This window comes from Candidatus Thalassolituus haligoni, assembly GCF_041222825.1.
Taxonomy (GTDB): domain Bacteria; phylum Pseudomonadota; class Gammaproteobacteria; order Pseudomonadales; family Oceanobacteraceae; genus Oceanobacter; species Oceanobacter antarcticus.
In genome coordinates this window covers 3,953,086-3,979,255 of the sequence record NZ_CP139482.1, presented here as the reverse complement: position 1 = coordinate 3,979,255, position 26,170 = coordinate 3,953,086, and the positions used below count along the sequence as shown (strand labels likewise).

Annotated in this window: 20 protein-coding genes; 15 read left to right on the top strand and 5 right to left on the bottom strand. The window is 55.0% G+C overall.

The window, feature by feature from the left end; translation table 11 throughout:
- The 3 genes from SOJ49_RS17980 to SOJ49_RS17970 all read left to right on the top strand — a co-directional run bounded on the left by SOJ49_RS17980 (position 1) and on the right by SOJ49_RS17970 (position 4,825).
- Complete coding sequence (locus tag SOJ49_RS17980) at positions 1 to 1,647, top strand: electron transfer flavoprotein-ubiquinone oxidoreductase (RefSeq protein ID WP_369855861.1); 1,647 nt, start codon at positions 1 to 3, stop codon at positions 1,645 to 1,647.
- Positions 1,648 to 1,982: 335 nt separating this feature from the next.
- The gene (locus SOJ49_RS17975; RefSeq protein ID WP_369855860.1) at positions 1,983 to 3,209 is read left to right on the top strand and encodes an MFS transporter; all 1,227 of its coding nucleotides are present in this window, start codon (positions 1,983 to 1,985) and stop codon (positions 3,207 to 3,209) included.
- Between the two features lie 206 nt (positions 3,210 to 3,415).
- On the top strand, positions 3,416 to 4,825 hold the full coding sequence (locus tag SOJ49_RS17970; protein ID WP_369855859.1) for an aldehyde dehydrogenase family protein: 1,410 nt from the start codon (positions 3,416 to 3,418) through the stop codon (positions 4,823 to 4,825).
- Between the two features lie 572 nt (positions 4,826 to 5,397).
- Here the strand turns inward: SOJ49_RS17970 and SOJ49_RS17965 are convergent.
- Complete coding sequence (locus SOJ49_RS17965) at positions 5,398 to 5,988, bottom strand: helix-turn-helix domain-containing protein (protein ID WP_369855858.1); 591 nt, start codon at positions 5,986 to 5,988, stop codon at positions 5,398 to 5,400.
- Positions 5,989 to 6,285: 297 nt separating this feature from the next.
- On the opposite strand from SOJ49_RS17965, the gene glnT reads away from it, so the two are divergent.
- From glnT to SOJ49_RS17910, 11 genes are all read left to right on the top strand, one after another.
- On the top strand, positions 6,286 to 7,635 hold the full coding sequence (gene glnT / locus SOJ49_RS17960) for a type III glutamate--ammonia ligase (protein WP_369855857.1): 1,350 nt from the start codon (positions 6,286 to 6,288) through the stop codon (positions 7,633 to 7,635).
- 215 nt (positions 7,636 to 7,850) lie between these two features.
- Positions 7,851 to 8,747 carry a glutamine amidotransferase family protein gene (locus SOJ49_RS17955; protein ID WP_369855856.1) on the top strand — a complete coding sequence of 299 codons (897 nt, stop codon included), beginning with the start codon at positions 7,851 to 7,853 and terminating at the stop codon, positions 8,745 to 8,747.
- 38 nt (positions 8,748 to 8,785) lie between these two features.
- Entirely contained in the window at positions 8,786 to 9,469 is a 684-nt protein-coding gene (locus SOJ49_RS17950; RefSeq protein WP_369855855.1) for a protein glxC, read from the top strand.
- 23 nt (positions 9,470 to 9,492) lie between these two features.
- Positions 9,493 to 10,827: an FMN-binding glutamate synthase family protein gene (locus SOJ49_RS17945; RefSeq protein WP_369855854.1), complete on the top strand. Its 1,335-nt coding sequence runs from the start codon at positions 9,493 to 9,495 to the stop codon at positions 10,825 to 10,827.
- A 313-nt stretch (positions 10,828 to 11,140) separates the two neighbouring features.
- The gene (gene purU, locus SOJ49_RS17940; RefSeq protein ID WP_369855853.1) at positions 11,141 to 12,007 is read left to right on the top strand and encodes a formyltetrahydrofolate deformylase; all 867 of its coding nucleotides are present in this window, start codon (positions 11,141 to 11,143) and stop codon (positions 12,005 to 12,007) included.
- Positions 12,008 to 12,016: 9 nt separating this feature from the next.
- Positions 12,017 to 12,904, top strand: a complete 888-nt coding sequence (locus SOJ49_RS17935; RefSeq protein ID WP_369855852.1) for a bifunctional 5,10-methylenetetrahydrofolate dehydrogenase/5,10-methenyltetrahydrofolate cyclohydrolase — start codon at positions 12,017 to 12,019, stop codon at positions 12,902 to 12,904.
- Positions 12,905 to 12,925: 21 nt separating this feature from the next.
- Entirely contained in the window at positions 12,926 to 14,185 is a 1,260-nt protein-coding gene (locus tag SOJ49_RS17930; protein WP_369855851.1) for an FAD-dependent oxidoreductase, read from the top strand.
- A gap of 88 nt (positions 14,186 to 14,273) precedes the next feature.
- Complete coding sequence (locus tag SOJ49_RS17925; protein ID WP_369855850.1) at positions 14,274 to 14,564, top strand: sarcosine oxidase subunit delta; 291 nt, start codon at positions 14,274 to 14,276, stop codon at positions 14,562 to 14,564.
- On the top strand, positions 14,564 to 17,617 hold the full coding sequence (locus SOJ49_RS17920) for a 2Fe-2S iron-sulfur cluster-binding protein (protein WP_369855849.1): 3,054 nt from the start codon (positions 14,564 to 14,566) through the stop codon (positions 17,615 to 17,617). Before SOJ49_RS17925 ends, SOJ49_RS17920 begins: the two co-directional genes overlap by 1 nt.
- A gap of 193 nt (positions 17,618 to 17,810) precedes the next feature.
- Entirely contained in the window at positions 17,811 to 18,536 is a 726-nt protein-coding gene (locus SOJ49_RS17915; RefSeq protein ID WP_369855848.1) for a hypothetical protein, read from the top strand.
- A gap of 114 nt (positions 18,537 to 18,650) precedes the next feature.
- Positions 18,651 to 18,977, top strand: coding sequence for a multidrug efflux SMR transporter (locus SOJ49_RS17910; RefSeq protein ID WP_369855847.1), 327 nt, complete (start codon positions 18,651 to 18,653; stop codon positions 18,975 to 18,977).
- 235 nt (positions 18,978 to 19,212) lie between these two features.
- Here the strand turns inward: SOJ49_RS17910 and SOJ49_RS17905 are convergent, their stop codons facing one another.
- Entirely contained in the window at positions 19,213 to 19,860 is a 648-nt protein-coding gene (locus SOJ49_RS17905) for a TetR/AcrR family transcriptional regulator (RefSeq protein WP_369855846.1), read from the bottom strand.
- A 128-nt stretch (positions 19,861 to 19,988) separates the two neighbouring features.
- Entirely contained in the window at positions 19,989 to 21,383 is a 1,395-nt protein-coding gene (locus SOJ49_RS17900) for a uracil-xanthine permease family protein (RefSeq protein WP_369855845.1), read from the bottom strand.
- Positions 21,384 to 21,814: 431 nt separating this feature from the next.
- Here SOJ49_RS17900 and pip point away from each other — a divergent pair, with 431 nt between their 5' ends.
- Positions 21,815 to 22,774, top strand: a complete 960-nt coding sequence (pip, locus tag SOJ49_RS17895) for a prolyl aminopeptidase (RefSeq protein WP_369855844.1) — start codon at positions 21,815 to 21,817, stop codon at positions 22,772 to 22,774.
- Between the two features lie 82 nt (positions 22,775 to 22,856).
- Here the strand turns inward: pip and SOJ49_RS17890 are convergent, their stop codons facing one another.
- Both SOJ49_RS17890 and gpt read right to left on the bottom strand, forming a co-directional pair.
- Positions 22,857 to 23,585 (bottom strand): hypothetical protein, encoded by a 729-nt coding sequence (locus tag SOJ49_RS17890; RefSeq protein ID WP_369855843.1) that lies wholly within the window; start codon positions 23,583 to 23,585, stop codon positions 22,857 to 22,859.
- A gap of 392 nt (positions 23,586 to 23,977) precedes the next feature.
- A complete protein-coding gene (gene gpt, locus SOJ49_RS17885) occupies positions 23,978 to 24,475 on the bottom strand; it encodes a xanthine phosphoribosyltransferase (protein WP_369855842.1) in 498 nt (165 codons plus the stop codon).
- Positions 24,476 to 26,170: the final 1,695 nt, after the last annotated feature.

Here is a 26,170-nt window from a genome sequence, read left to right as displayed (position 1 = left end):
ATGCGTGAAGTGATGGAGTTTGACGTTGTCATTGTTGGTGGTGGCCCTTCTGGGTTATCCGCTGCATGTCGCTTGGCTCAGCAGGCTCAGGCAGGAGGAAAGACTCTGACGATTTGCGTCGTTGAAAAGGGGTCTGAAATAGGCGCTCATATTTTGTCTGGAGCGATTCTCGAACCCCGCGCATTGGACGAGTTGTTTCCCGACTGGCAGGCACGGGGAGCACCACTCAATACTCCAGTGACCAAAGATGACGTCTATCTGCTTCACAGCGAGCGTGGCACAGTGAAAGTTCCCAGCCGTATGGTGCCTGTGACCATGCACAATACGGGTAACTACATTATCAGTCTTGGAAATCTGTGTCGTTGGCTGGCGGAGCAGGCAGAACAGCTGGGGGTTGAAATTTATCCGGGTTTTGCAGCCACGGAAGTTTTGTTTAACGACGATGGCAGTGTTAAAGGTATTGCCACTGGCGATATGGGAGTAACGGCCAAGGGTGAGCAGGGGCCAGCCTACACTCCAGGTATTGAACTGAGCGCTCGTTATACCTTGTTTGCTGAAGGCTGTCGGGGGCACTTGGGTAAACAACTGATTGAACGCTTTCAGCTGGATACTGACGCCGATGTTCAACACTACGGCATTGGTCTTAAGGAGCTTTGGGATATTAATCCTGATCTGCATCGGCCTGGGCTGGTGGTTCACGGTACTGGCTGGCCATTGAGTGGTGATACCACTGGGGGTTTTTTTTGTTATCACCTCGAAAACAACCAAGTGGTTGTTGGGTTAATTGTTGACCTGAACTACAGCAACCCTTGGGTCAGTCCATTTGATGAGTTACAGCGTCTCAAGCACCACCCTGCATTGTCGCAATATCTACAGGGAGGGACTCGGGTATCTTACGGTGCTCGGGCGATTACCAAGGGTGGATTCAATTCGTTGCCGAAGATGAATTTTCCTGGCGGTTTACTGATTGGCTGTGACGCAGGCACTCTAAACTTCAGTAAAATTAAGGGCACTCATACCGCGATGAAGTCAGGAATGTTGGCAGCTGAGACGATCTTTACAGCACTGCAAAACGACAGTCAGGGCGGGGAAGATCTGACTGATTTTGCAGATCGATTCAAGAGTAGCTGGCTTTATGACGAATTGTTTCAGTCTCGTAGCTTTGGCTCTGCTATGCATAAGTTTGGCCCCCTGCTGGGTGGTGCTTTTAATCTGCTGGATCAGAACCTGTTCAAGGGAGCTTTGCCGTTTACTCTACATGATCGCAAACCGGACTTTAGTTGCCTCAAACTGGCTGCTCAGAGTCCTGGGATTGCCTATCCTAAGCCGGATAACAAGCTGAGCTTTGATAAACTGTCCTCTGTGTTTGTTTCCAACACAAATCATGCCGAAGACCAGGCGTGTCATTTGGTGATTAAAGACCCATCAATACCGATTGATAGCAACCTGCCCATGTATGCAGAACCTGCGCAGCGTTATTGTCCAGCAGGTGTGTATGAGGTGGTCGATGACGTTGGCGGTCAGCGGTTGCAGATTAATTCCCAAAACTGCTTACATTGCAAAACGTGTGACATTAAAGACCCCGCTCAGAACATTACGTGGGTAGCACCGGAAGGTGGCGGTGGACCAAATTACCCTAATATGTAATTCCTGGTATATCGGAAAAACGGGATCGATCTTTCAAATTTCTTTCTGCTATGGTCGGTTTTATTTATATAACGGATATCAGGGATTTTCTTTCTGTATTTAGAATGCAATATTTTGTTTTAGCGGGAACGATCGGATATGCCTTTGTTTATCGACAGCATTTGTCGGCCAACCCGGAATGCTATCCTGCACTATTCCTTATGAGGTCAAAAACTGATGTGAGAATGTTTTTCATGTCAATGTTTTTCTGAATAAAAAATATAAATATATGGCTGAAAAAAAACCGAATTTCGGGCATCGGCTGGAAGCAAGAATAACAACTGGAGAGAACTGTAATGTTCAATAGACGCTATGAACTGGGGTTGGTAGCCTTGCTGTTCGTCGCTTGGGGAACGGTATTCCTTGATCGTATGACGCTGTCATTTTTGGCGCCCTACATTAAACCGGATCTGGGACTGGATGACGCCCAGATTGGCAAGCTGAACTCGGTGCTGGCATTGGGCTGGGCTGCTTCTACTTTTTTATTCGGTGCCTTATCAGACAAGATTGGCCGCAAGCCGGTATTGATTCCGTCGCTGATTGCCGCCGCCGGTCTGACAGCCGCTTCCGGTATGGTTGAAACCTACGAATCTCTGTTGATTGTCCGAGGTTTGTTGGGGGTTGCCGAAGGCCCGATTCTGGCCACCATGTCGGCTCTGATCAGTGAATCATCATCTGATCGTACTCGCAGCAATAACATCGCCATTGTACTTAGTGCAGGTACTATTATTGGCCTTGCCATCGCCCCGGTACTGGTTACCCAGGTGGCGTCCACTTACGACTGGCACGTGGCATTTTACCTGGCTGGTGCTCCTGTGTTAATTGTTGCTGCTCTGATGGCCTTCTTTGTGGTGGAACCTCGCAAGCAGGGGGCTTACCACCATCATCACGAACCGACCCTGAAAGATTTCCGCAATGTCCTGATGACACGCAATATTTGGATCTGCTCAATTGCCGGTTCCTGCTTCCTGAGCTGGTTGTATCTGTTCAATTCGTTTGGACCTCTGTACATCACGGAAGTACAGCAGCAGGATCCCCGCACTGCCGGTATGGTGATGGGCATGAGTGGAGCAGGTGGTGTGGTAACCGGCTTTATTCTGGTTTGGGCGTCCGGCATTGTCGGTCGCAAGGCAGCGGCTCTGATGATGGCCATTGCCGCGATCTTTACACCGCTGACGCTGATGGTGGTTCCGCTGTACGATACTGTCTGGTTGCTGGCATTGCTCGTATTTATCACTAACTGTAGCCTTGGTATTACGACGCTGGTGATAGTGGTTGCTGCGTCAGAGAGTGTGCCTCGCGCCACAGCTGCGGCCGCCATTGGCATGACCTCCATGTTCGCCGAGATTATTGGCGCGACCATCATGCCTTCGGTGGGTGGTCAAATGGCCAACTCGTTTGGTCTGGAAGCACCACTGTATATGGCCTCTGCCAGTGCTGCGGTGATGGCTGTTGTTATCCTGTTTCTGAAATTCAGCCGGGATAAGGAGTCGCAGCCAGTGGCGAATACCACGATAGCGTGATACTGACTCTGGTTTATTAGCAACTCGTTGAGCAAGTGGATCAGAGCCCTGCAAGGGTTCCCAAATTATTCCAACTCGGTGTTGGCGTTTTTTGGCGTAACCCCGTTATGCCTGCACATCGGCTTTGTCATTTGAAACCATTCGGAAACCGAGAGTGGGCACCGAGTTGTTCGAAGTGCCCTTAAAACAATAAAAAGGAATATATCATGTCCATGTTAAATTCACCTTCCATGTTGATCAATGGCCGACTGGTTCGTCATGAACAGATGATGGATGTTATTAACCCAGCGAATGAACGAGTTATTTGTCAGGTACCGTTTGCCACGAGCACAGATGCCATCCAGGCGATTGCAGCCGCCAAGGCTGCATATCCGCAATGGCGTAATGTCAGTCTGGAAGTGCGTAAGAACGTATTACTGAATATCGCGGATATTATCGAACAGAACAGTCAGGAACTGCGTCAGTTAATTACCTTGGAACAAGGCAAACCATTGGCTGGTTCTGATATGGAGTTGATGATGAGTGCAACGGTGTTGCGTTATTTCGCATCACTGAAACTGGCGCCTGAAGTTATTCGCAACGATGATAGCCAGCGAGTGGAGTTGCACCGCCGCCCTTTGGGGATTGTTGCTGCCATTATTCCCTGGAACTTCCCGGTGCTGATGGCGGTATACAAATTGGCTCCGGCGCTGTTGGCAGGCAATACCTTGGTGATTAAGCCCAGCCCGACGACACCGCTGGCTACTTTGCGTTTGGGTGAGTTGCTCCAGTCTGTTGTGCCGGCTGGCGTGATCAACGTTCTGGCAGACCGTGGCGATATTGGCCCACTGCTTAGTCAGAGTACGGATGTTGCCAAGATCTCTTTCACTGGTTCAACCCAGACTGGGCGTCAGGTTATGGCTTCCTCCGCGCACAATCTCAAGCGTCTGACGTTGGAGTTGGGTGGTAATGATGCGGCCATCGTATTGGATGACGTTAACGTTGAACAGGTCGCCGAGCAAATATTTGATATGGCCTTTATTAACTCCGGACAGGTATGCATGTCTATCAAGCGTATCTATGTACAGGAAGGAGTGTATGACGCGATGTGTGCAGCACTGGCCAAGCGGGTGGCGGACAGTGTGACCGGGGATGGTATGGATCCGGCGACCCAGTTTGGTCCGGTACAGAATCGCAAGCAGTTTGACGATATTCGCAATGTTCTGTCTCTGGTGCCGCAGTATGGGCGCATTCTGGCTGGAGGAAAAATCCGCACACCTGGCTTTTTTATCGAGCCGACATTGGTTTGTGATACTGACGAAACCAGCCCGATTGCTAACGAAGAAATATTTGGCCCGGTGCGTTCGATCATGAAATTCAATACCATCGATGAGGCTGTCAGCCGTGCCAATAATAGCCAGTATGGGCTGGGTGGTTCGGTCTGGTCATCTGACGTCGAAAAAGCTGCCGCCATTGCTGGTCGCCTGGAGTGTGGCATTAGCTGGGTTAATCAACATTTTGCCATGGCTCCAGACGTACCATTTGGTGGTGTCAAACAATCCGGTATGGGGGTTGAGTTTTCTGAACACGGACTGGATGAATACACCAGTATCCAATCTTTAGTGGTTGCCAAATAAAGGTTCATCGCACTTTTAGTGTGGCGATAACGGCAGTAAAATCGGTGGTGTTTGCCTTCGCCAAAAAATAACCGACTACTGCCGCTCTATGGTCGTTAATCCCTAGATTCCCGCATATTGGGTGTAATAGGCTCTGAGCTCTCTCACAAACAGTCAGGTATCGCATGGGAATCAGATTCAGGCACTGCCCACTCAATTTTTCCACTGATCTGGCGGGTGATCGTTTGGCCTTGTTGTCCTGGTATTAGTCGGTGGTAAGGATTTCTATTCGACAAAACGCTAGGGGGCGTTCTCAATTATTTGACCCTGGCCTTTCGGGCTGAGGGCAGTTGACTCCAGAACGATGTTATTCGTTACTTATTGAACTCGCTAAACTGCGTTCCTCATGCCTTGTTCTGAAACCAACGCTCTCAGCAGGTAACGCCCAAGGATTACCCACCATCGTGTGCGGTAATCCGTAAGCGCCCTCAGGATAGTGTCCACTTGTATTTTAGTGGACACTTTGCGGACACGGACGGAGCCGGTTTGTACGGACGCCCTCCGAGGCTGTCCAAAAGCCGGTCCGCTGACCGTTATTCTTCCACGTAGTTAATAATCGACAATAATTGCAACGGCACTTCGACCAGTTTCTCCGGGCCGTGTGGCGTTTCGGCATCAAAGGTCAGGCTGTCGCCCGGGCCCATTTCATACAGGTGGTTGCCGTGGCGGTAAATCAGGCTGCCTTTCAGCATGTAGATAAATTCTTCGCCGGGGTGCGAAAAGGTCGGAAAGACTTCCGACAGATCGTCCATGGTGATCAGGAAGGGTTCAAAATTGCGTTTGCCGCCGCGTTGGTAAGTCAGTAGCTGGTAGGTATGGCCCTTGTCGGTGCCTCTGCGGACGACTTCCAGTCCTGCTCCCGACGGGGTGAAGTGGGCTCCGCCATCCGGGCGGTCGTAGTCGCTGAACAGTTTCGAAATAGGCAGGCCAATGGCGGTACAAAGGCGACTGAGGGTTTCGAGACTGGTGGAGACCTGGGCGTTCTCTATTTTGCTGACCATGCCCTGGCTGATGCCGGAAATTCGCGCCACATCGGTGATTTTTAATCCTTCTTCCAATCTGGCCTTTTTGACCTTCATGGCAATGTACTGGTCCAGATTAAAACGGGTGTCGTTTCCTTCCATATCTGAAAGCTCCACTAATACCTGATTTGCCCTTCTGTAGTGCGATTGTGTGAATGGATGCATTTCAATGGTGCCAAAAAACAGTCATTCAAGCATTGCAGCAGGTGCAAGAGGGTTTCTTTGAGGGAAAATTTATTGACTCACTATAGGTAAATCGGGGCTTTCGGTTCAATATGAAAAAAATATTCCCTCAAGGAAAGTGCTGGCACAGGGGTTGCATTCACTTAAAGAAATTAATTTTCCTAAAGAGAAACAAAGGTTCGGCGAAAAGCTGACCCAGGAATCAGGAGCAAGTGTATGTCGTCCACGACCCCATCCGCCGCCGAAATCGAAGCTTTTATGTCGGAAAATGATATTCGGTATGTGCTGGCGCAGTTTGTTGATATTCACGGTGTGGCCAAGACCAAGTCAGTGCCAGCCAATTGTCTTATGGATGTTGTTGAAAAGGGTGCCGGGTTTGCCGGGTTTGCGGTCTGGGGTATGGGGATGGAGCCACACGGCCCGGATTTCCTCGCCCGTGGTGATCTGGCCAGTCTGACGACGGTGCCTTGGCAGCCAGGTTATGCCCGCATTGCCTGTGACGGTTACGTCAATAATCAGCCACACCCATACGACAGTCGCGTGGTGTTAAAAAACCAGCTCAAGCGCTTGGACGACAAGGGCTGGACATTAAACACCGGTCTTGAACCTGAGTTCTCGCTGTTCAAACGTAACGCCGATGGCACATTGGGGCCGGTTGATGATACCGACAACCTGGACAAGCCTTGCTACGACTACAAGGGACTGTCGCGCTCGCGTGAGTTTCTCGAAACACTGGTCGAAAGCCTGCAACAAGTCGGCATGGACGTGTATCAGATCGACCATGAAGACGCCAACGGCCAGTTCGAAATCAACTACACCTACAGCGATGCCCTGACCTCTGCCGACCGTTTCACCCTGGTGCGTATGGCCGCAGGTGAAATTGCCAACGACCTTGGCATGGTGTGCTCCTTTATGCCCAAGCCCGCGTCGGATCGTACCGGTAACGGTATGCACTTCCATCTGTCGATTTGCGATGAGAGTGGCAAGAACCTGTTTGGCGATGACAGTGACAAGCAGGGTATGGGGTTGTCGAAAATGGCTTACCACTTCACCGCCGGTCTGCTGCTGCATGCCAAGGCGTTGTGTGCCATCGCCGCGCCAACGGTGAACTCCTACAAGCGACTGGTGGTAGGTGGATCAGCCTCTGGCGCGACCTGGGCACCGGCCTATATCTGCTACGGCGACAACAACCGTTCTGCCATGGTGCGCGTACCTTACGGACGACTGGAATTCCGCCTGCCAGACTCAGGTTGTAACCCTTATCTGGTGCACGCGGCACTGATTGCTGCCGGTATGGACGGCATTGAGCGTGAGCTGGAAGCCGGTGATCCGATGAATATCAATCTGTACGCACTGAGCCAGCAAGAACGCGAAGAGCAAGGCATTGAGATTCTGCCGCAAACCCTGGGTGAAGCCATTGCTGAGCTGGAAAAAGACACCGTGCTGACCGACGCCATTGGCAAGGAAGTGATGGGTGAATTTATCAAGCTCAAAAAAGACGAGTGGATTGATTACTGCCGTCATGTGAGTGATTGGGAAGTGAAACGCTACGGCGAATTTTTCTGAGCTGTGCCAAGTAACCTGTAACTGGCTGCCACGCTCCGGCGTGGTCGCCCTGCGGTTTGCATTCCCAGGCGCGAGCATGGGAATGAGAAACAAACATTTAAATACTGAATTCACTGCTTTTGCCCCGGCAAAAGCGGAACGGTTTCGCTCGGTCTGAAGCAGGCATAGCGAAGTGTGTAATGAATATACGACTGTGAAAAAACGAGGATAACGCGATGTGTGGAATCGTAGGTCTGTACCTGAAAAATCCGGCGCTGGAGAGCCAGCTCGGTGCCCTGTTTGAACCGATGCTGATCGCGATGACCGATCGCGGCCCGGACAGCGCCGGGTTTGCCATTTACGGTGATGAAGTTGCCGATGGCACCAAGCTGACCCTGCGTCACGAGCATCTGAATTACGACTGGGAAGCGCTGGCAGAAGCGGCTCGTGCTGAGCTTAATGCCGAGGTCAGCTGGTTTCAGAATGCCACCGTTGCCGTGTTTAAAATGCACACCGATGCCGCCACCGCCACGGCGTATGTCCAGGAAAAAGCACCTGAAGTGCTGATTCTCAGCGCCGGTCACTCGATCGAGATTCTGAAAGAAGTGGGTCTGCCGGAAGTGATTTCCGAAAACTTCAATCTCAAGGGTATGAAGGGCACACACATCATTGGCCACACCCGCATGGCCACCGAGTCTGCCGTGACCATGGCCGGTTCGCACCCGTTCTCGACCGGCGAAGATTTGTGTCTGGTGCACAACGGCTCGCTGTCGAATCACAACCGTCTGCGGCTGGAACTGAAACGCCAGGGCATCCGCTTCGAGACCGAAAACGACTCCGAAGTCGCTGCCGGTTACCTGGCTCGTCGTCTGCAGCTGGGCGATACCCTCAATCAGGCGCTGGAAAATGCGATGAAGGACCTCGACGGTTTCTTTACCTTCACCATTGGCACCCGGAACGGTTTTGCCGTGGTGCGCGACCCCATTGCCTGCAAGCCGGCGGTACTGGCTGAGACCGACGACTACGTCGCCATGGCTTCCGAATACCAGGCGCTGACCACCTTGCCCGGTATCGAGAATGCCAACGTGTGGGAGCCGGAAGCGGCCAAAATCTATGTCTGGGAACGTGCCTGAGCACGCGAGCTGCCAAGGGCTAATACGAGGAACATCACATGAAAACATTTGATCTGGCCACCACCTCGCTGCGCGATATTAATCAGACGCTGCACGATCAGGCGGCGGAATGCACCGAACGCGAATGGAAAATCACTGGCGCCAAGGGCGACCACAATCTGGTCTGTGGTCTCGACCAGGCGCTGAGTGTCGATATTGAAGGTCATGCCGGTTACTACTGTGCCGGTATGAACAAGAAAGCCCACGTCGTGGTACACGGTAATGTCGGGCAGGGCGTGGCTGAAAACATGATGTCCGGCTCCGTCCGCGTCAAGGGCGAAGCCTCACAATCGGCCGGAGCCACCGCTCACGGCGGCATGCTGGTGATCGAAGGTAACGCCGGTGCCCGTTGTGGTATTTCCATGAAAGGGGTGGAAATTGTGGTCAAGGGCAATGTTGGCCATATGAGCTGTTTTATGGGCCAGGCGGGTGCTTTGGTGGTGTGTGGTGATGCCGGTGAAGCGCTGGGTGATTCGCTCTACGAAACCCGGATTTTCGTCAAGGGTACGGTTGCCTCGCTGGGTGCTGACTGCATCGAAAAAGAAATGCGTCAGGAACATCTCGACTACCTGACCGAGCTGCTGAACCGCGCCGGGGTTGATGAAGACCCGGCCAGCTTCAAGCGCTACGGCTCTGCCCGTCAGCTGTATAACTTCAAAGTAGACAACATTTCAGCCTACTAGGCCCGCAGCCAGGAGATAGTGATATGAGCGAAAAAGATCTGAATGTGAACCCTGGCCTGCGTGAGTCCGCGACCTTTGACGCGTTGACTATGCAGGAAATCCGCCGCGCCGCCGAAACCGGTATCTACGATATCCGTGGTTTTGGTGCCAAGCGTAAATTGCCGCACTTCGACGACCTGCTGTTCCTTGGGGCCAGTATGTCCCGCTACCCGCTGGAAGGTTACCGCGAGAAGTGCAACACCCAGGTCACGCTGGGCACCCGTTACGCCAAAAAACCGATCGTCATCGAGACGCCGGTCACGATTGCCGGTATGAGCTTTGGTGCTTTGTCCGCCAATGCCAAAGAAGCGCTGGGACGGGGTGCCTCTGAAGTCGGCACCACGACGACAACCGGTGACGGCGGTATGACACCGGAAGAGCGAGGCCAGTCCACCAAACTGGTGTATCAGTACCTGCCTTCCCGTTACGGCATGAACCCGGACGACCTGCGCAAGGCCGATGCCATCGAAGTGGTACTGGGTCAGGGTGCCAAGCCGGGCGGCGGTGGCATGTTGCTGGGTCAGAAGATTACTGATCGGGTGGCGAAAATGCGCACCTTGCCGATGGGCGTCGATCAACGTTCTGCCTGTCGTCACCCGGACTGGACTGGCCCGGACGATCTCGCCATCAAGATTCTGGAACTGCGTGAGATTACCGACTGGCAGGTGCCGATCTACATTAAAGTGGGTGCGACCCGTACCTACTATGACGTCAAACTGGCGGTTAAAGCCGGTGCCGATGTGATCGTCGTCGACGGTATGCAAGGCGGTACCGCTGCGACTCAGGAAGTGTTTATCGAACACGTGGGTATACCAACCATGGCCGCGATTCCACAAGCCGTACAGGCGTTGCAGGAAATGGGCATGCACCGCAAGGTACAGCTGATCGTCTCGGGTGGTATCCGCAACGGTGCCGACGTCGCCAAGTGCATGGCACTGGGTGCCGACGCGGTAGCGATTGGTACTGCTGCTCTGATTGCGCTGGGTTGTAACCATCCAAAGTGGGATGCCGAGTTCAAGAAAATCGGTTCCGCTGCCGGATATTACGACGATTACCACGAAGGCAAGGATCCGGCGGGTATCTCGACTCAAGACCCGGAACTGAGCAAACGCCTCGACCCAGTTAGCGCTGGCCACCGCCTGGCCAACTACCTGCGGGTACTGACCATGGAAGCCCAGACGCTGGCACGCGCCTGTGGCAAGAGTGATCTGCGTAACCTGGAACCGGAAGATCTGGTCGCCCTGACGGTGGAATCTGCCGCCATGGCCCGAGTGCCGCTGGCAGGTACCAGCTGGATTCCGGGTCAGGGTGGCTATTGACGGCCGTGTCTGGCAGCGGAAATCTGACGTCGGGCGCGACGACCAGACTGGCTCCCACGCTCTTGCGTGGTAGCCGGGTGCCCTTTGTCTTCCCACGCAGGAACAGGGGAACGAGGTGAACCTTGCGGCTAGCCAGCCGGGTTAACCGCACGAGCGAGCTTGTCGTGCCGAGACACCGCCGAACCCTGCATGCCAGCGGGTGAGTGTGAACACAACAACTGAATTGATCAGCGAAGCGACTGACTTCGCAGGCTTTGTGCGGCTTGAAACTCCATATAAGCCAACTGATACAAGCCAACAGGGGAACAGAACCATGCCTCATGACAACGAAAAAATTGAATACGTATTAAAAACCACCTGCCCGGCGGGCAGTGGCATTGTGGCGGCGGTCGCCAGCTTCTTGTCGGAGAAAGGCTGCTACATCAGCGAGCAGTCCCAGTTTGATGACCAGGACAGCGGCAACTTCTTTATGCGTACCCGCTTTCATTTTGAAGCCGGAGACCAGTACGCGGCAGTCACCACAGGTTTCACCGACGTGGCCGAACGTTTCGGGATGAGCTGGAGCCTCAACAACGCCTGCGCGCCGATCAAGACCCTGATCATGGTATCAAAGGCGGATCACTGCCTCAGTGACCTGCTGTATCGCAAGAACAAGGGTGAACTGAACATGGAAATCACTGCTGTGGTCTCCAACCATCAGGATCTGCGGCCCATGGCCGAACGCGAAGGCATCCGCTTTATCCACCTGCCGGTCAATAAAGAGAACAAGCCGCAGCAAGAGCAAGCGCTGATCGACATCGTCAAGGAAACCGGCACCGAGCTGGTGGTACTTGCCCGTTATATGCAGATTTTGTCGAACACCCTGTGTGCCGAGCTGGCGGGCAAGGCGATCAATATTCACCACTCGTTCCTGCCAGGTTTCAAAGGTGCCCGGCCGTATTACCAGGCCTATGACCGTGGCGTGAAGCTGATTGGTGCCACCGCCCACTATGTGACCTCGGATCTGGATGAAGGCCCGATCATCGAGCAATCGGTGCAGCCAGTGGATCACACCATGGGGCCAGAAAAACTCACCGCTGCCGGTCGCGATACCGAAACCGTGGCACTGGCGCGGGCTGTCAAACTGCACACCGAACATCGTGTGTTTGTTGATGGCAACAAAACCGTCGTTTTCAAATAGGTGCACACCATGGCCATTCGAATCGACGGAAAAGTTATCTCAGCCCAAGTGCTGGACGGGGTCGCTAGCGATGCGGCCGCCTTTCTTGATAGCTATGGTATCAAGCCCGGATTGGCAGTGGTGCTGGTGGGTGAAGACCCGGCCAGCCAGGTGTACGTGCGCAACAAGATTGCCCGCGCTACGGAGTCCGGCCTCAACTCCATTGAGCATCGTCTGCCGATGGATACGACCCAGGATACCCTCAACCAGCTGGTGGCCGACCTCAATGCCGACCCAGCGGTGCACGGCATTCTGGTGCAATTACCATTGCCTGCACATCTGGACGAAGAGCAGATTATTGCCGCGATCAGCCCGGAAAAGGACGTTGACGGTTTTCATCCGGTCAATGTCGGCGCGCTCAGCGTCGGCAAGGAATCGTTGGTTCCCTGCACCCCACAAGGGTGCATGATCATGCTGGAACAGGTGTTAGGTGATTTATCCGGTAAACACGCCGTGGTGGTGGGGCGTTCCAATATTGTCGGCAAGCCCATGGCAGCGTTGTTATTGCAGGCTAACTGCAGCGTGACGATCGTTCATTCCCGTACCCCGAATCCGCAGGCACTGGCACAGCAGGGCGATATTCTGGTCGCCGCCGTTGGCCGCCCGGAAATGATCGGCGCGGACTGGATCAAGCCCGGCGCGACGGTGATCGATGTCGGTATCAACGTCATTGAACGCGTTGGCCCCTCTGGTGGTACGCAGCGCAAGCTGGTCGGGGATGTTGATTACGCAGCCGTGGAGCCAGTGGCCTACGCCATTACGCCGGTTCCTGGTGGTGTTGGCCCGATGACCATTGCCTGTCTGATGAAAAACACACTGGTTGCTGCAAGACGCTTGCAGCAGATGTCCGGCGTCTGACGATCAACAAGGAGCAAGGCCATGCCTTTTGCACTTCTGAAATACGGGCTGAAAAACGATTATCCGTTTGAACAAGACGCCGATCTGCCAGCACCGACCGCTCTCAAACGTCGCTACGACGTGGTGATTATCGGTGCTGGCGGGCATGGTGTGGCCACTGCGTACTACTTGGCCAAGTACCACGGCATCACCAATGTCGCGGTACTGGAAAAAGGCTACCTTGGCGGCGGTAATACCGCTCGTAACACCGCCGTGATTCGCTCCAACTACCTCACCTCGGAAGGGGTGAAGTTCTACAGCGAGTCGGTGAAGTTATTTCAGCGACTGTCGAACGAATTTGACTTCAACATCATGTATTCCAAACGTGGTCAGCTGACCCTGGCCCATACGGATGCCGCCATTCGTGGCTTTCGTCAACGCACCGAAGTAAACAAGCACTTCGGTGGCAAAACCGAATTGATCGACCCACAGCAAATCCGTGAGCTGGTGCCGACCTTGAACATGAATCCGGGTCACCAGCCGGTACTGGCGGGTTTGTGGCATATGGATGGCGCGACGGCGCGTCACGATGCCGTGGCCTGGGGATATGCCAAAGGCGCGACCCAGCGTGGTGTGGAATTACATCAGCTGACTGAAGTGACCGGCGTGGTGGTGGAAGACGGCAAAGTGACCGCTGTCAAAGCCAAACAAGGCAGCGCAGAACACACCATTGAATGCGGCTGTGCGGTACAGGCGGTGTCTGGCCACAGCTCGCTGCTGGCGGAAAAAGCCGGTTTCAAGCTGCCGATTGTGTCTTATCCGCTGCAAGCGATGGTGACTCAACCGGTGAAGCCGTTCCTTGACCCTCTGGTGAGTTCCCCTGCGTTCCACTGTTACGTACAACAAACTGGCCGTGGTGAACTGGTGTTTGGTGGCGGCTCCGACCCGTACCCGCTCTATAACACCCGTTCCAGTCTGGAGTTAAAAGAACAATTGCTGGCACACGCAGTCGAGCTGTTCCCCTTTATGGCCAACCTCAAATTGATGCGCCAGTGGACCGGTCTCACCGACATGACCTCCGACTACAGCCCGATTATGGGATTGAGTCCGGTAAAGAACTATTACCTCGATGCCGGTTGGGGAACCTGGGGCTTTAAGTCTACCCCGATTTGCGGTCAGGCCATGGCCGAACTGGTTGCCAGCGGCGGCAAGGTGCCAGAGCTGATCAAACCTTTCGGCGTGGAGCGATTCAGCGAATTCCGTCAGGTGAATGAAATGGGTGCCACTGCGGCATCCCATTGATGGGCAACGTCGGCCACAACACAGTATTAATCGGCGTCAGACGTCTGAGATCAGACGTTCGGCAACCGTTCGCCAAGATAGGTGAGATATGAAAATCATGCCCTGCCCGTTAAACGGGCCACGCAATATCAGCGAATTTGTTTATGGCGGTGACGTTTCTCCACTGCCAAGCGTTGAATCTGCCCCCGACAAAGCCTGGGCAGAACACACCTTTTACGCCTACAACGGCACGGGTGTGGCCCGCGAATGGTGGTACCACACACCATCGGGTTACTGGTTTGTCGCCGAGCGCCATCGTGTAAGCGATGACATTTTACGTACTTATGATCCATCCGAATTACCATCGGATGAGTCAACGCCTGACGGGGAGACTTGCTGATGAATTCCGTTGCATCTACACCATCGACTACCCTCTCTCAGAGACTGGCAGCGCCGATGGGCCTGCTGCTGGATCGCAGCCAGACTGTGCAGTTCCGTTTTGAAGGCCAGAGTGTGACCGGCTACAAGGGCGATACCATTGGCAGTGCCTTGCTGGCTAATAACTATTGGTTGTGGTCGCGGTCGTTCAAATACCACCGTGCCCGAGGCCCGCTGACGATGTCGGCGCACGATGCCAACAGCCTGGTACAGATCCAGGGTGAACCCAATGTGCTGGCAGACAAAATGGTCGCCATCGATGGTCTGGAGGTAACCGGCCAGAACGTCAACGGCACGCTGGCCAAAGACAAGGACGCCATTCTCGGGCATTTTGGCCGCTTTATGCCAGTGGGCTTTTACTATCGGGCGTTCTACAAGCCGAAAGGCATCTGGGACTGGTGGGAAAAACAGATTCGTGAAAAAGCCGGTCTGGGTATCGCCGATCTGGATTTCAAACCGGAATACTACGACAAGGCCTATCGCTTCCATGATCTGGTGGTGGTGGGTTCCGGCCCGGCTGGCCTGACAGCGGCACTGACTGCCGCTGCCGCCGGGGTGGACGTGTTGCTACTGGAAGAACAACCGGTGCTGGGTGGTTCGTTGAGTTATGCCGACTTCAGTGATCTGGACGATCCCGAAGCCCTGCGTCAGCAACTGGTTAACCAGGTAGAACAGCACCCTAATATCACCGTGATGACTGACTCGATCTGCAACGCCTGGTTTGTCGATAACTGGTTACCGGTTCTGCATGGCAAGCGGCTGTACAAGATCCGGGCACAAGAATGCATCATGGCCACCGGCAGTTACGAGCAACACGTGGTGTTCCGTGGTAACGACCTGCCCGGTGTGGTGATGTGCAGCGCTGCCATGCGCATGATGAAACTCTACGCCATCAAACCTGGCCAGAGTGCCGTGGTCTTGACCGGTAACGACGATGGCTACCTGACCGCTCTGGCGCTGGCCGCACAAGGGGTGGAGGTAAAAGCGCTGGTGGATATGCGTGGTGGCGTGGATGACCCCATGGGCACCGAATCCAGCGAGACCAAAAACCTGATCTTCCGCGCCCAGCAGGCCGGTATCGCGCTGCGTTTTGGCCAGACGCTTTACGAAGCTTTTGGCCAGGATCACGTTGAAGCGGTAGAAATCCGGGCGATTCGTGGTCGTGGACGAGTCGCGCCAGAAGGCGACCTGTTGCGCTGTGATCTGGTCTGTATGTCGTCTGGCTATATGCCAGCCTACCAGCTGTTATGCCAGGCTGGTGGCCAGCTCAGTTACGATGAAGCGCGGGCCGAATTTTCACTTCGTCAGCTGCCACAACACCTGCATATTGCCGGTTCGGTGAATGGCAAACACAGCATCAATGCCGTGATCAAGGATGCCGAATACGCTGCGGCAGCGGCGTTAACCCTGCTGGGCCATCCGCCCGCCAGCCAGCCCGAGGTGGTCGAGTGCTCACGCAAGGTCAACTACGACTGGCCGATTTTCCCGCACCCCAAAGGCAAGGACTTTGTGGATTACGACGAAGACCTGCAAAGCAAGGACATCGTTAACGCCACTCGTCTCGGTTACCGCGACATACAGTTGGTAAAACGGTTTTCCACCGTGGGCATGGGGCCATCCCAGGGGCGCCACTCGGCACTGCCAACGGCACGATTGGTGGCTCAGTCGACCGGCCGGACAGTGACCGAAACCGGTGTCACTACTGCCCGTCCGCCGCTGACACCAGAAAAACTGGCCTTCCTGGCCGGACGTGGTTTCGACCCATATCGACATACCGCGATGCACCATCGTCACCTGGCGCTGGGTGCCAAAATGATCCCGGCGGGTATCTGGACGCGGCCAGCGTTTTATCCGCCACAAGGCAGTTTGTTAAGCGGCAGTGACGCCAGCCCGCTGATTCCCGGCAGCCGCGCGCTTCGTAATGCCACGATTGAAGCCGAAGCCCTGCATGTACGCAGTCGCGTCGGCCTGATCGACGTTTCCACCCTCGGTGGCATTGAACTGCGTGGGCCGGATGCCGCCGAGCTGATGAACCGTATTTACACCTTTGGTTTTCTCAAGCAACCGGTGGGCAAAACCCGCTATGCGGTACTTACCAGTGATCAGGGCGTGGTGGTGGACGATGGCGTCGCCTGTCGCTTTGCCGATGACTGCTTCTACGTTACCGCGACCACCACCGGAGTCGATGCGGTCTACCGTTTGATGACCTTCTGGAATACGCAGTGGCGTCTGGATGTGGATATCACCAACGTCACCTCGGCCTTTGCCGCCGTTAACCTGGCCGGGCCAGACAGCCGCAAGGTACTGCAACAGCTGACCGACCTGGATCTGAGCAAGGAAGGCTTCCCGTACCTGGCCTGCCGCGAAGGCAGCATCAACGTGCCTGGCGCAGTGTCAGCAGATGGCCAACAACAGACCATACCAGCGCGCTTGCTGCGAGTTGGCTTTGTCGGCGAGTTGGGTTACGAGATTCACGTACCGGCACGTTATGGCGAGGCCCTGTGGGACATCCTGATGGCCGCAGGTGCCGCCTTCGACATTAAACCCTTTGGGGTTGAAACCCAGCGTCTGTTACGACTGGAAAAAGGCCACATTATTATTAGCCAGGACACCGACGGCATGAGCCATCCTGGTGAGCTGGGGCTGGAATGGGCGGTCAGTAAAAACAAGCCGTACTTCAATGGCTGCCGGGCGGTCGATATCGTGATGAAACGGCTGCAAACCCGCAAGCTGGTGGGCTTCAAATTGCCAGCCAGCCTGATGGCAAGCGGTAAAAAACCGGAAGAAGGGCACCTGGTACTGGCAACGACAGAGCGCATGGCCGATATCACCGGCAACGTCACCTCCTGTGAATATTCACCCACCGTTGGTGCCATTATTGGCATGGCCTTCGCTGCCGTGAACCAGAGTGAACCCGGCACCCAGTTGCCGATTCGGGTAGATGGCGAAATGATCATGGCCGAAGTGGTGGCCCTGCCGTTTTACGATGCCGAGCAAGCCCGTCAAGCTATGTAAATCTGGCACTCCCTAATCCCCTGTCGGCGGCAAGCCACTTCCCGCGAAGACAGGTTTTGCAGGAAGCCAGGTTTTGTACGAGGCCAAATGGGCAGGAGAGGGCTTGCCCCGAAAACGCCAGCGACATATGCGACAGGGTTTGATTCAAACGGATTAATAACATGGGCGTTTGCGCCCAGCAGGAGACAACACAATGTCTGAACTGTACAACACCGCATCGCCCGCTCACGTTGACTGGGCCGATGCTGACATTGCCCGCAGCGGTAACTATCGTCGTCTGGCGGCTATTGCAACCGCCGACACCAGCAGCGTCAAGACCGCTGCCGCTGCCAGCGTGGTCTCCCGGATCGCCAGGAACGATGCTGATATCGCCCGCAAAGCCGGTCTGCTGGAATTGTCGATGCTGCCACGTACCGGCTATCGCGGCGTGAGCACAACCGACTTGCTGGCCCAAAACGGCATGCCGATTCCCGCGCGTCCCAACACCGCAGCCAGCAGCGCCAACGGTGACTGCATACTGCGCCTGAGCCAGAAAGAATACTGGCTGCTGGGCAGCCCGACCGATCTCGGTGCTGCCATCATGGCATTGCCGACCCAGCAGTCGGACACACCGGATCGCTGCTACCCGCTGTTTTGCATGGACTCCCATGCCTGGCTGATGCTGACCGGTGAACACATGGCTGCCGTGATGGCCAAGATCTGTGGTGTCGATATGCGTGAAGCCGTCTTTCCGGAAGGCAGTATTGCCCAGACCTCGATCGCCCGTGTCAATGCCATTATGGTGCGCCAGAGCTACCAGGGTTTACCGGCAATATCGATTCTGTGTGACGTCGCCTCCAGCGACTACCTCTGGACTGCCCTGATGGACGCGGTGCAGGAATTTGGTGGCGGAGCCGTGGGCCTGGATGTATTAGGGTAAAGGATGTATTAGGGGAAATTAACGGTTCCCGAGAGGCCGTTAGATGACGCCCTGATACTCAGGCGGTCAGCGGCCACAAGCAATAATCAAGATTAACAAAGCAGGAGTGACCCCTTGGGTTGGATCTATTTACTGATAGCGGGCGGCCTTGAATGCTTGTGGGCCATCGGACTGAAACAAAGCGATGGATTTTCGAAATTATGGCCATCGGTGATCACCGTTCTGCTGATTATCGCCAGCCTTTCGATGTTATCACTGGCCATGCGCACCATCCCGATGGGTACCGCCTATGCCGTTTGGGCCGGTATCGGCACCGCCTCCATTGCGCTGGTCGGCATCCTGTTTATGCAAGAACCGGGTGGCCTGATGCGACTGGCCTGCATCGGCCTGATTATGGTCGGAGTGGTGGGGTTGAAGCTGGTGGATGGCGGTCACGTGTGAAGACATCCGTGTGGCGTGGGTATTGGAGTCCAGGCTAGTGCTTCGGCCTATCTCGTTCCCATGCTCCGCGTGGTAACGACCGGTATGTATTTAGCCGGTCATCGACAATAACGCCGCCGGCTACCACGCAGGAGCGTGGCAGCCATAATCCCCCGAATACTTGCACAGCCTCAGGAGCGCGGGGGCCAGAAAACATGTCACCCGAAAACATTCAATAGTGACGCTTGCCGCCCGTTCACACCACCCCGCATCCTTTCAGAATAATATGCGTCAGCGTTTCTGCTGCGGCATCAAAATCCGTCTGTGCCAATTCGGGTTTGTTCAACGCCGACGTAATCTGGAAGTTAAAGTCGGCGTAGTGCTGGGTGCTCGACCACAGCAGGAAAATCAGATGCGCCGGGTTGATCGTGGCGTCCATCTTGCCGCGTCGCTGCCACTCCCGAAACACTTCCACCCGTGATTCAAACCACTCCACATAGCCGTCGCTGAAGTAGCCGTCGAGATTGGGGCCGCCACTGATGATTTCGGTGGCGAAAATTCTGGATGCCAATGGGTGCTGGCAGGAAAACTCGATTTTCTTGCGAATGTAGTGAAGCAGGGATTCAGCGGGATTGTCGTCTGCGGTCATCTTGCTGAAAGTGCCGTCCCAGAGGTCGATAATGTCGCTTAATACTGCCAGGTACAGGCCCAATTTGTTTTTGAAATAATAGTGAATATTGGCTTTGGGCAGATCTGCACGTTTGGCAATTTCGCGCATGCTGGCACCCTTGAAGCCGAAGGCGGCAAATTCTTGCTCTGCGGCAGCCAGGATCACTTTCTCGTTACGTTGACGGATATCGCCAGCGGGTTTTTCATGGCTGTGAGAGGTGATGTTTAAAGGCATGAGATCATCTGGTTATGTCGAAAGTGTCGGCATTGTAGCCTGAAATGTAGCCTGAAATGCGGCAGAGCTGAAAAAGCCGCCCGAAGGCGGCCTGAATAATGATGGTTATTAACACTCGTATTGGTGAATCAGGACGTGGCGCTGTCGGCGGTTATGTTCGGGTTTTCTTCCGCTTCATCTTCTGCGGCGACTTTTCCTTCGGGCAGCACCAGGCTCAGAATAATGGCCGCCAGGCCGCCAGTGGTGATGGCGGAACCAAAGATGCTCTGCACCAGCTTGGGCATTTCGGCCAGCAGGTTCGGCACCATGATTACGCCCAGACCCATACCAAACGACACCGCCATAATCAGCATTTTGCGACGATCCAGTGCTTCGGTGGCGAGAATTTTTACCCCGGCTGCTGCCACCGTACCAAACATCACCAGCGTTGCACCGCCGAGTACCGGCTTGGGAATGTTTTGCAGAATGCCGCCAATCACCGGGAACAGCCCCAGCAAGAACAGCATACCGCCAATGTAGAAACCGATATAACGGCTGGCCACGCCGGTCAGTTGAATCACGCCGTTGTTCTGGCTGAAGGTGGTATTGGGCATGCTGTTGAACAGGGCGGCCAGCATGGAGTTGAGACCGTCGGCCAATACGCCACCTTTCACCCGGCTGATGTAGCTATCGCCCTTGATTGGCTGGCGCGACACAATGCAGTTAGCAGTAATGTCGCCGGTGGATTCAATGGCCGTGATCAGATAAATCAGGGCGATCGGTGCAAATGCCGTCCAGTCGAACGAGAAGCCGTATTTAAAAGGCACTGGAATACTGAAGGCAGGCAGGCTTGCCAGGTTGGTGAAACTGATCTTGCCCATAAAGGCGGCGACCACGAAACCAATGGCTAACCCCAGCACAATGGAAGACAGACGAATCCAGCTGTTGGAAGAACGGTTCAGGGCAATAATACTGACCAGCACCAGACCACCGAGCGCCAGGTTGGCCGGACTGCCAAAGTCGGGTGCTTTAAAGCCGCCCGCCAGATCGGTCATACCGACCTTGATCAGGCTGATACCAATGATGGTAATTACAATGCCGGTGACCAGCGGTGTAATCACGGACTTCAGCTTGTGCAAAAACTGGCTGAGGAAAATTTCGACAAAAGCTCCGAGAAAACAGACACCAAAAATCAGCGCCAGTATCTCTTCCGGGCCTCCACCTTTCCCTTTGGCAATAAAACCCGCTGCCAGCACGGAACTCAAAAAGGCAAAACTGGTGCCTTGCACGCAGATCATGCCAGCGCCAATGCCGAACGGACGGCGTGCCTGAATAATGGTTGCCACCCCGGACACCATCAGCGACATGCTGATCAGGTAAGGAATATGTTCACCCAGTCCCAGCACGCCGCCGACAATCAACGTGGGCGTGATAATACCGACAAAACTGGCCAACACGTGCTGGATGGCAGCGAAGCTGGACTCCAGCACGCCGGGTCTGGCATCCAGCGAATACAGCAGGTCATTAGGTTGATGGTCGGACATGGTTATCTCCCTGAGGATGGTAGTCGTCAGTCAGGCAGTCACTGGAAGGAACAGGGCTGCGTGCAAGGCTTGTTGCGGGTAATGGTGGGTCGCCATTGCCGTAGTTGTTGATGTTCTTTTCTGACCATATGGTCAAGTTACTGGGTAATAGCAAAAAACTGGCCAACCGGTCAGAAAGTCCTGGGAAAAGCATTTATTGCCGTAAAAACAACCTGTTATGAACAAAACGCTGGCCTCCCGTTGGTCTGCGAGTCACAAGAGGTGACCGCTCATGCCCCGAGAGGAGACACGTACCGATAACGCGCACAGAAAGTGGGCTTGGGGCCGAGCCAAAGACATTGCCTGCAAACGGGTATTTGGTAGGCTTGCCCATGAGTTGTGCGGCAGTGGTACTCTAACAAACACTATCATTGCCTATTCAGGATCAGATTATGGCCAACGCCACCGAGCTCCGCAGCGACTACCCTGCGATCGAACCTTACGACTCCGGCATGCTCGATGTCGGCGATGGCCATCAGATTTACTGGGAACGGGTCGGCACACCCGGCGCGAAACCGGCGATATTTTTGCACGGTGGGCCGGGTGGGGGCTGTAGTCACAACCATCGTCAGGTGTTTGATCCAGCCAAATACGATGTACTGCTGTTCGACCAGCGCGGCTGCGGACGCTCCACTCCTCACGCCTGTCTGGATGCCAATACTACCTGGCATCTGGTTGCCGACATCGAACGGCTGCGAGCATTGTGTGGTGTGGATAAATGGCTGGTGTTTGGCGGTAGCTGGGGTTCGACACTGGCACTGGCCTATGCCGAAACCCATCCGCAGTACGTCAGCGAGCTGGTATTACGCGGCATCTACACCCTCACCCAGGCGGAACTCGACTGGTATTACCAGTACGGCGTGTCGGAAATGCATCCGGAAAAATTTGAACGCTTTGTTGCTCCGATCCCTGCAGATGAACGCAACAACATGATGCTGGCCTATCACCAGCGCCTGACAGGTAACAACGAGGCTGAAAAAATTGCCTGCGCCAAAGCCTGGAGCCAATGGGAAGGCGGCACCGTTACCCTGCTGCCGGACCCGTCCCTGGTTGATGACTTTGGCGGTGACCAATTCGCGCTGGCTTTCGCTCGCATTGAAAACCACTTTTTTATCAACAAAGGCTGGATGGACGAAGGTCAACTGCTGCGCGACGTCAGCAGGCTGCACGGTATACCTGCTGTTATCGTCCATGGCCGCTTCGATATGCCATGTCCGCTAAAATATGCCTGGCAGCTGGCTAACGCCTGGCCGGATGCCGAATTACATATAGTGGAAGCTGCGGGTCACTCGATGAGTGAGCCGGGCATTCTGGATCAATTGATTCGGGCGACGGACCGATTTGCGGAATAACCAGCGCCAGCCGGGGCGGCTGAGGCTCACCGAAGAGGCGGCGAGCCTCCATGCTCGCCAGCACCGCCCGGTTTTGCTGCTGTTACATATGTACTTTGATCAAGGCGCTGACAGTGTTCTCGTCAAACTCAGTGCCGTACTTGTTGTGCCACGCGCTGTATTCGATACCCAACTTGATCTTGTTGTCGTAACCCAGCATCGGGCCAACGTTGTACGTCAGCTGAGGATTGAAGTTGAAGCTGGCTTTATGGTCTTCCGCGCCAGTGGAATAGTCGATATAACCTCCCAGATCAACCTGCCCCCAGGACGCGCCATAAGTCAGGGTGATCTGATGATCACTTTCGGTGTCGTTGTCATTTTTGCAGTAATAGTAGGTCGCGCTGGCGAAGTTCATACCTGGAATCGCCAGGTCGGCACCAATACCGTACAGATAGTTATCCTGACTGAATCCTGATGAGGTGGAACCGGATTCAAGAGTGAAGGCCAGGTTGATATTTTTAACGATGCTGTCGTCAAAGGTGGTCAGAAAAAACTTGGGTGAAAATTCGCTGTAGCTGGCGCGGAATTGGTCGTCGCCCTGATCTCGGTCCATAAAGAAGAACAGGCCGCCCCAGCTGTAGCCAGATACGTGCTCGACGGTGTAAGTCGTCAGGCCGTAGTCCTTGTCGGTTTGTGGCCAGTCGGCAGAATCGATCTTGAAGTCTCCCCCCATCAATACCGAAATGCTGTTGTCCGCGAAGTAACGCTCGGCGTGTGCTGCAGGAATGGTTGTAGCGGCGACAACGGCCAAGGCTAGAAGTTGTTTTTTCATCACACTCTCTCTTTCAGATTAATAGTTCAGGAATCGTCTGGCTGACTTCAGGGCTTGTTGGGCCTTCTGCTGCAGCATGTTGTCACCGGTCTTATAAGTTGACCGTTTGGACAGTAATTCCTGAAAAAGCAAAATCCTGACCAACTGGGCAGAAATTTTAATTTTTATTATAAAGCCCATGTTTACAGGCTATCGGTGCGACAAATCTGCGCTACCTGCAACGGTGCACACGATGAAATGCCTGCCGATAGTGCGCAGGGCAAATAGACAAGCACCTAAATGTTGCAATCTGAGTCGCTACGAGTGTTGGGGAAGGTTAGAGGGCGCTTCGCATTGCAGTCCGCGCCAGGTTGACAGTGCAACAGCTGGGAGATTAGCCGTTGCCGTTCGTTTTATTTACGTTCCGCCAGCGGCGTCGAAAAGGTGTACTCCATATCCCAAGGAAAACGAATCCAGGTGTCCTGGCTGACTTCAGTAATAAAAGTATCCACCAAAGGCACGCCCGCAGGCTTGGCATAAATGGTCGCGAAATGCGCCTTCGGCAACATCTCACGGACACAGCGGGCGGTTGTGCCGGTATCCACCAGATCATCGATCAACAGCATTCCTTCGCCGTCACCCTCGACACGCTTCAGAATTTGCAACTCGCCTTGCAGCGATTGAGTCGCCGAATCATCTGCACTCTTGTAGCTGGTGACACACACCGTATCGATCAAGCGAATATCCATCTCCCGCGCCAGAATCGCCGCAGGCACCAACCCACCACGGGTAATTACAATCAGCCCTTTCCAGGGGCCTTTATCCAGCAAACGTAACGATAACGTGCGGGCATTACGATGCAGCTCTTCCCAGCTGACAGGGTAATCCATGGAATAGGTTTGATCGGACATGAGCGAGCACCTGTGATTAACATCAAAAACTGACCGGGTGGTCACTTTATTCGGAGGCGTGGGTTGGTTCAAGGGTAAGGGATGGATTGAATAAATCACTCCGGGTTTTGAGGAGGTTCCAACGTTGAGATAATGAACTTATGGAACATCCAACAAGTATTCCTCTGAAGTCCGTCAACTCGCTGTCCGCATGGTTTACGAACACCGTGCTGCCACGCTCGCCAATAGATTGGCGTTGTTATCAGCGCCATTGGCGGACTTCGATTCCGGGGGCGCGAGCTGCCACGCTCGTCAACAGCTTAGCGTTGTTATCAATGCCATTGGCGGGCACAGCGGCCCGGCCCTCCCAGGAGGCGGTCTTGTAAATTAACTCAATGCCGTTGGCGGGCTTCGATTCCGGGGGCGCGAGCTGCCACGCTCGCCAGCAACCTGGCGTTGTTATCAACGCCATTGGCGGGCACAGCGGCCCGGCCCTCCCAGGAGGAAAGATAGCGTTGTTATCAACGCCGTTGGCGGGCACGGCGGCCCGGCCCTCCCAGGAGGAAATATAGCGTTGTTATCAACGCCGTTGGCGGGCACAGCGGCCCAGCCCTCCCAGGAGGAAACATAGCGTTGTTATCAACGCCGTTGGCGGGCACAGCGGCCCGGCCCTCCCAGGAGGCGGTCTTGTACATTAACTCAGCGCCATTGGCGGACTTCGGTTCCGGGGGCGCGAGCTGCCACGCTCGCCAACAGCCTAGTGTTGTTATCAGCGTCATTGGCGGGCACAGCGGCCCGGCCCTCCCAGGAGGCGGTCTTGTACATTAACTCAGCGCCATTGGCGGACTTCGGTTCCGGGGGCGCGAGCTGCCACGCTCGCCAATAGATTGGCGTTGTTATCAGCGCCGTTGGCGGGCACAGCGGCCCAGCCCTCCCAGGAGGAAACATAGCGTTGTTATCAACGCCATTGGCGGACTTCGGTTCCGGGGGCGCGAGCTGCCACGCTCGCCAATAGATTGGCGTTGTTATCAGCGCCGTTGGCGGGCACAGCGGCCCAGCCCTCCCAGGAGGAAACATAGCGTTGTTATCAACGCCATTGGCGGACTTCGGTTCCGGGGGCGCGAGCTGCCACGCTCGCCAATAGATTGGCGTTGTTATCAGCGCCGTTGGCGGGCACAGCGGCCCAGCCCTCCCAGGAGGAAACATAGCGTTGTTATCAACGCCGTTGGCGGGCACAGCGGCCCGGCCCTCCCAGGAGGCGGTCTTGTACATTAACTCAGCGCCATTGGCGGACTTCGGTTCCGGGGGCGCGAGCTGCCACGCTCGCCAACAGCCTAGTGTTGTTATCAGCGTCATTGGCGGGCACAGCGGCCCGGCCCTCCCAGGAGGCGGTCTTGTACATTAACTCAGCGCCGTTGGCGGGCTTCGGTTCCGGGGGCGCGAGCTGCCATGCTCGCCAACAGCCTGGCGTTGTTATCAGCGTCATTAGCGGGCACAGCGGCCCGGCCCTCCCAGGAGGAAAGATAGCGTTGTTATCAATGCCATTGGCGGGCACAGCGGCCCGGCCCTCCCAGGAGGCGGTCTTGTACATTAACTCAGCGCCATTGGCGGACTTCGGTTCCGGGGGCGCGAGCTGCCATGCTCGCCAACAGCCTGGCGTTGTTATCAGCGTCATTAGCGGGCACGGCGGCCCGGCCCTCCCAGGAGGAAAGATAG

Coding starts and splice junctions, on each gene's coding strand:
- SOJ49_RS17980 (WP_369855861.1), top strand. CDS start 1: ATGCGTGAAGTGATGGAGTTTGACGTTGTCATTGTTGGTGGTGGCCCT.
- SOJ49_RS17975 (WP_369855860.1), top strand. CDS start 1,983: ATGTTCAATAGACGCTATGAACTGGGGTTGGTAGCCTTGCTGTTCGTC.
- SOJ49_RS17970 (WP_369855859.1), top strand. CDS start 3,416: ATGTCCATGTTAAATTCACCTTCCATGTTGATCAATGGCCGACTGGTT.
- SOJ49_RS17965 (WP_369855858.1), bottom strand. CDS start 5,988: ATGGAAGGAAACGACACCCGTTTTAATCTGGACCAGTACATTGCCATG.
- glnT (WP_369855857.1), top strand. CDS start 6,286: ATGTCGTCCACGACCCCATCCGCCGCCGAAATCGAAGCTTTTATGTCG.
- SOJ49_RS17955 (WP_369855856.1), top strand. CDS start 7,851: ATGTGTGGAATCGTAGGTCTGTACCTGAAAAATCCGGCGCTGGAGAGC.
- SOJ49_RS17950 (WP_369855855.1), top strand. CDS start 8,786: ATGAAAACATTTGATCTGGCCACCACCTCGCTGCGCGATATTAATCAG.
- SOJ49_RS17945 (WP_369855854.1), top strand. CDS start 9,493: ATGAGCGAAAAAGATCTGAATGTGAACCCTGGCCTGCGTGAGTCCGCG.
- purU (WP_369855853.1), top strand. CDS start 11,141: ATGCCTCATGACAACGAAAAAATTGAATACGTATTAAAAACCACCTGC.
- SOJ49_RS17935 (WP_369855852.1), top strand. CDS start 12,017: ATGGCCATTCGAATCGACGGAAAAGTTATCTCAGCCCAAGTGCTGGAC.
- SOJ49_RS17930 (WP_369855851.1), top strand. CDS start 12,926: ATGCCTTTTGCACTTCTGAAATACGGGCTGAAAAACGATTATCCGTTT.
- SOJ49_RS17925 (WP_369855850.1), top strand. CDS start 14,274: ATGAAAATCATGCCCTGCCCGTTAAACGGGCCACGCAATATCAGCGAA.
- SOJ49_RS17920 (WP_369855849.1), top strand. CDS start 14,564: ATGAATTCCGTTGCATCTACACCATCGACTACCCTCTCTCAGAGACTG.
- SOJ49_RS17915 (WP_369855848.1), top strand. CDS start 17,811: ATGTCTGAACTGTACAACACCGCATCGCCCGCTCACGTTGACTGGGCC.
- SOJ49_RS17905 (WP_369855846.1), bottom strand. CDS start 19,860: ATGCCTTTAAACATCACCTCTCACAGCCATGAAAAACCCGCTGGCGAT.
- SOJ49_RS17900 (WP_369855845.1), bottom strand. CDS start 21,383: ATGTCCGACCATCAACCTAATGACCTGCTGTATTCGCTGGATGCCAGA.
- pip (WP_369855844.1), top strand. CDS start 21,815: ATGGCCAACGCCACCGAGCTCCGCAGCGACTACCCTGCGATCGAACCT.
- SOJ49_RS17890 (WP_369855843.1), bottom strand. CDS start 23,585: ATGAAAAAACAACTTCTAGCCTTGGCCGTTGTCGCCGCTACAACCATT.
- gpt (WP_369855842.1), bottom strand. CDS start 24,475: ATGTCCGATCAAACCTATTCCATGGATTACCCTGTCAGCTGGGAAGAG.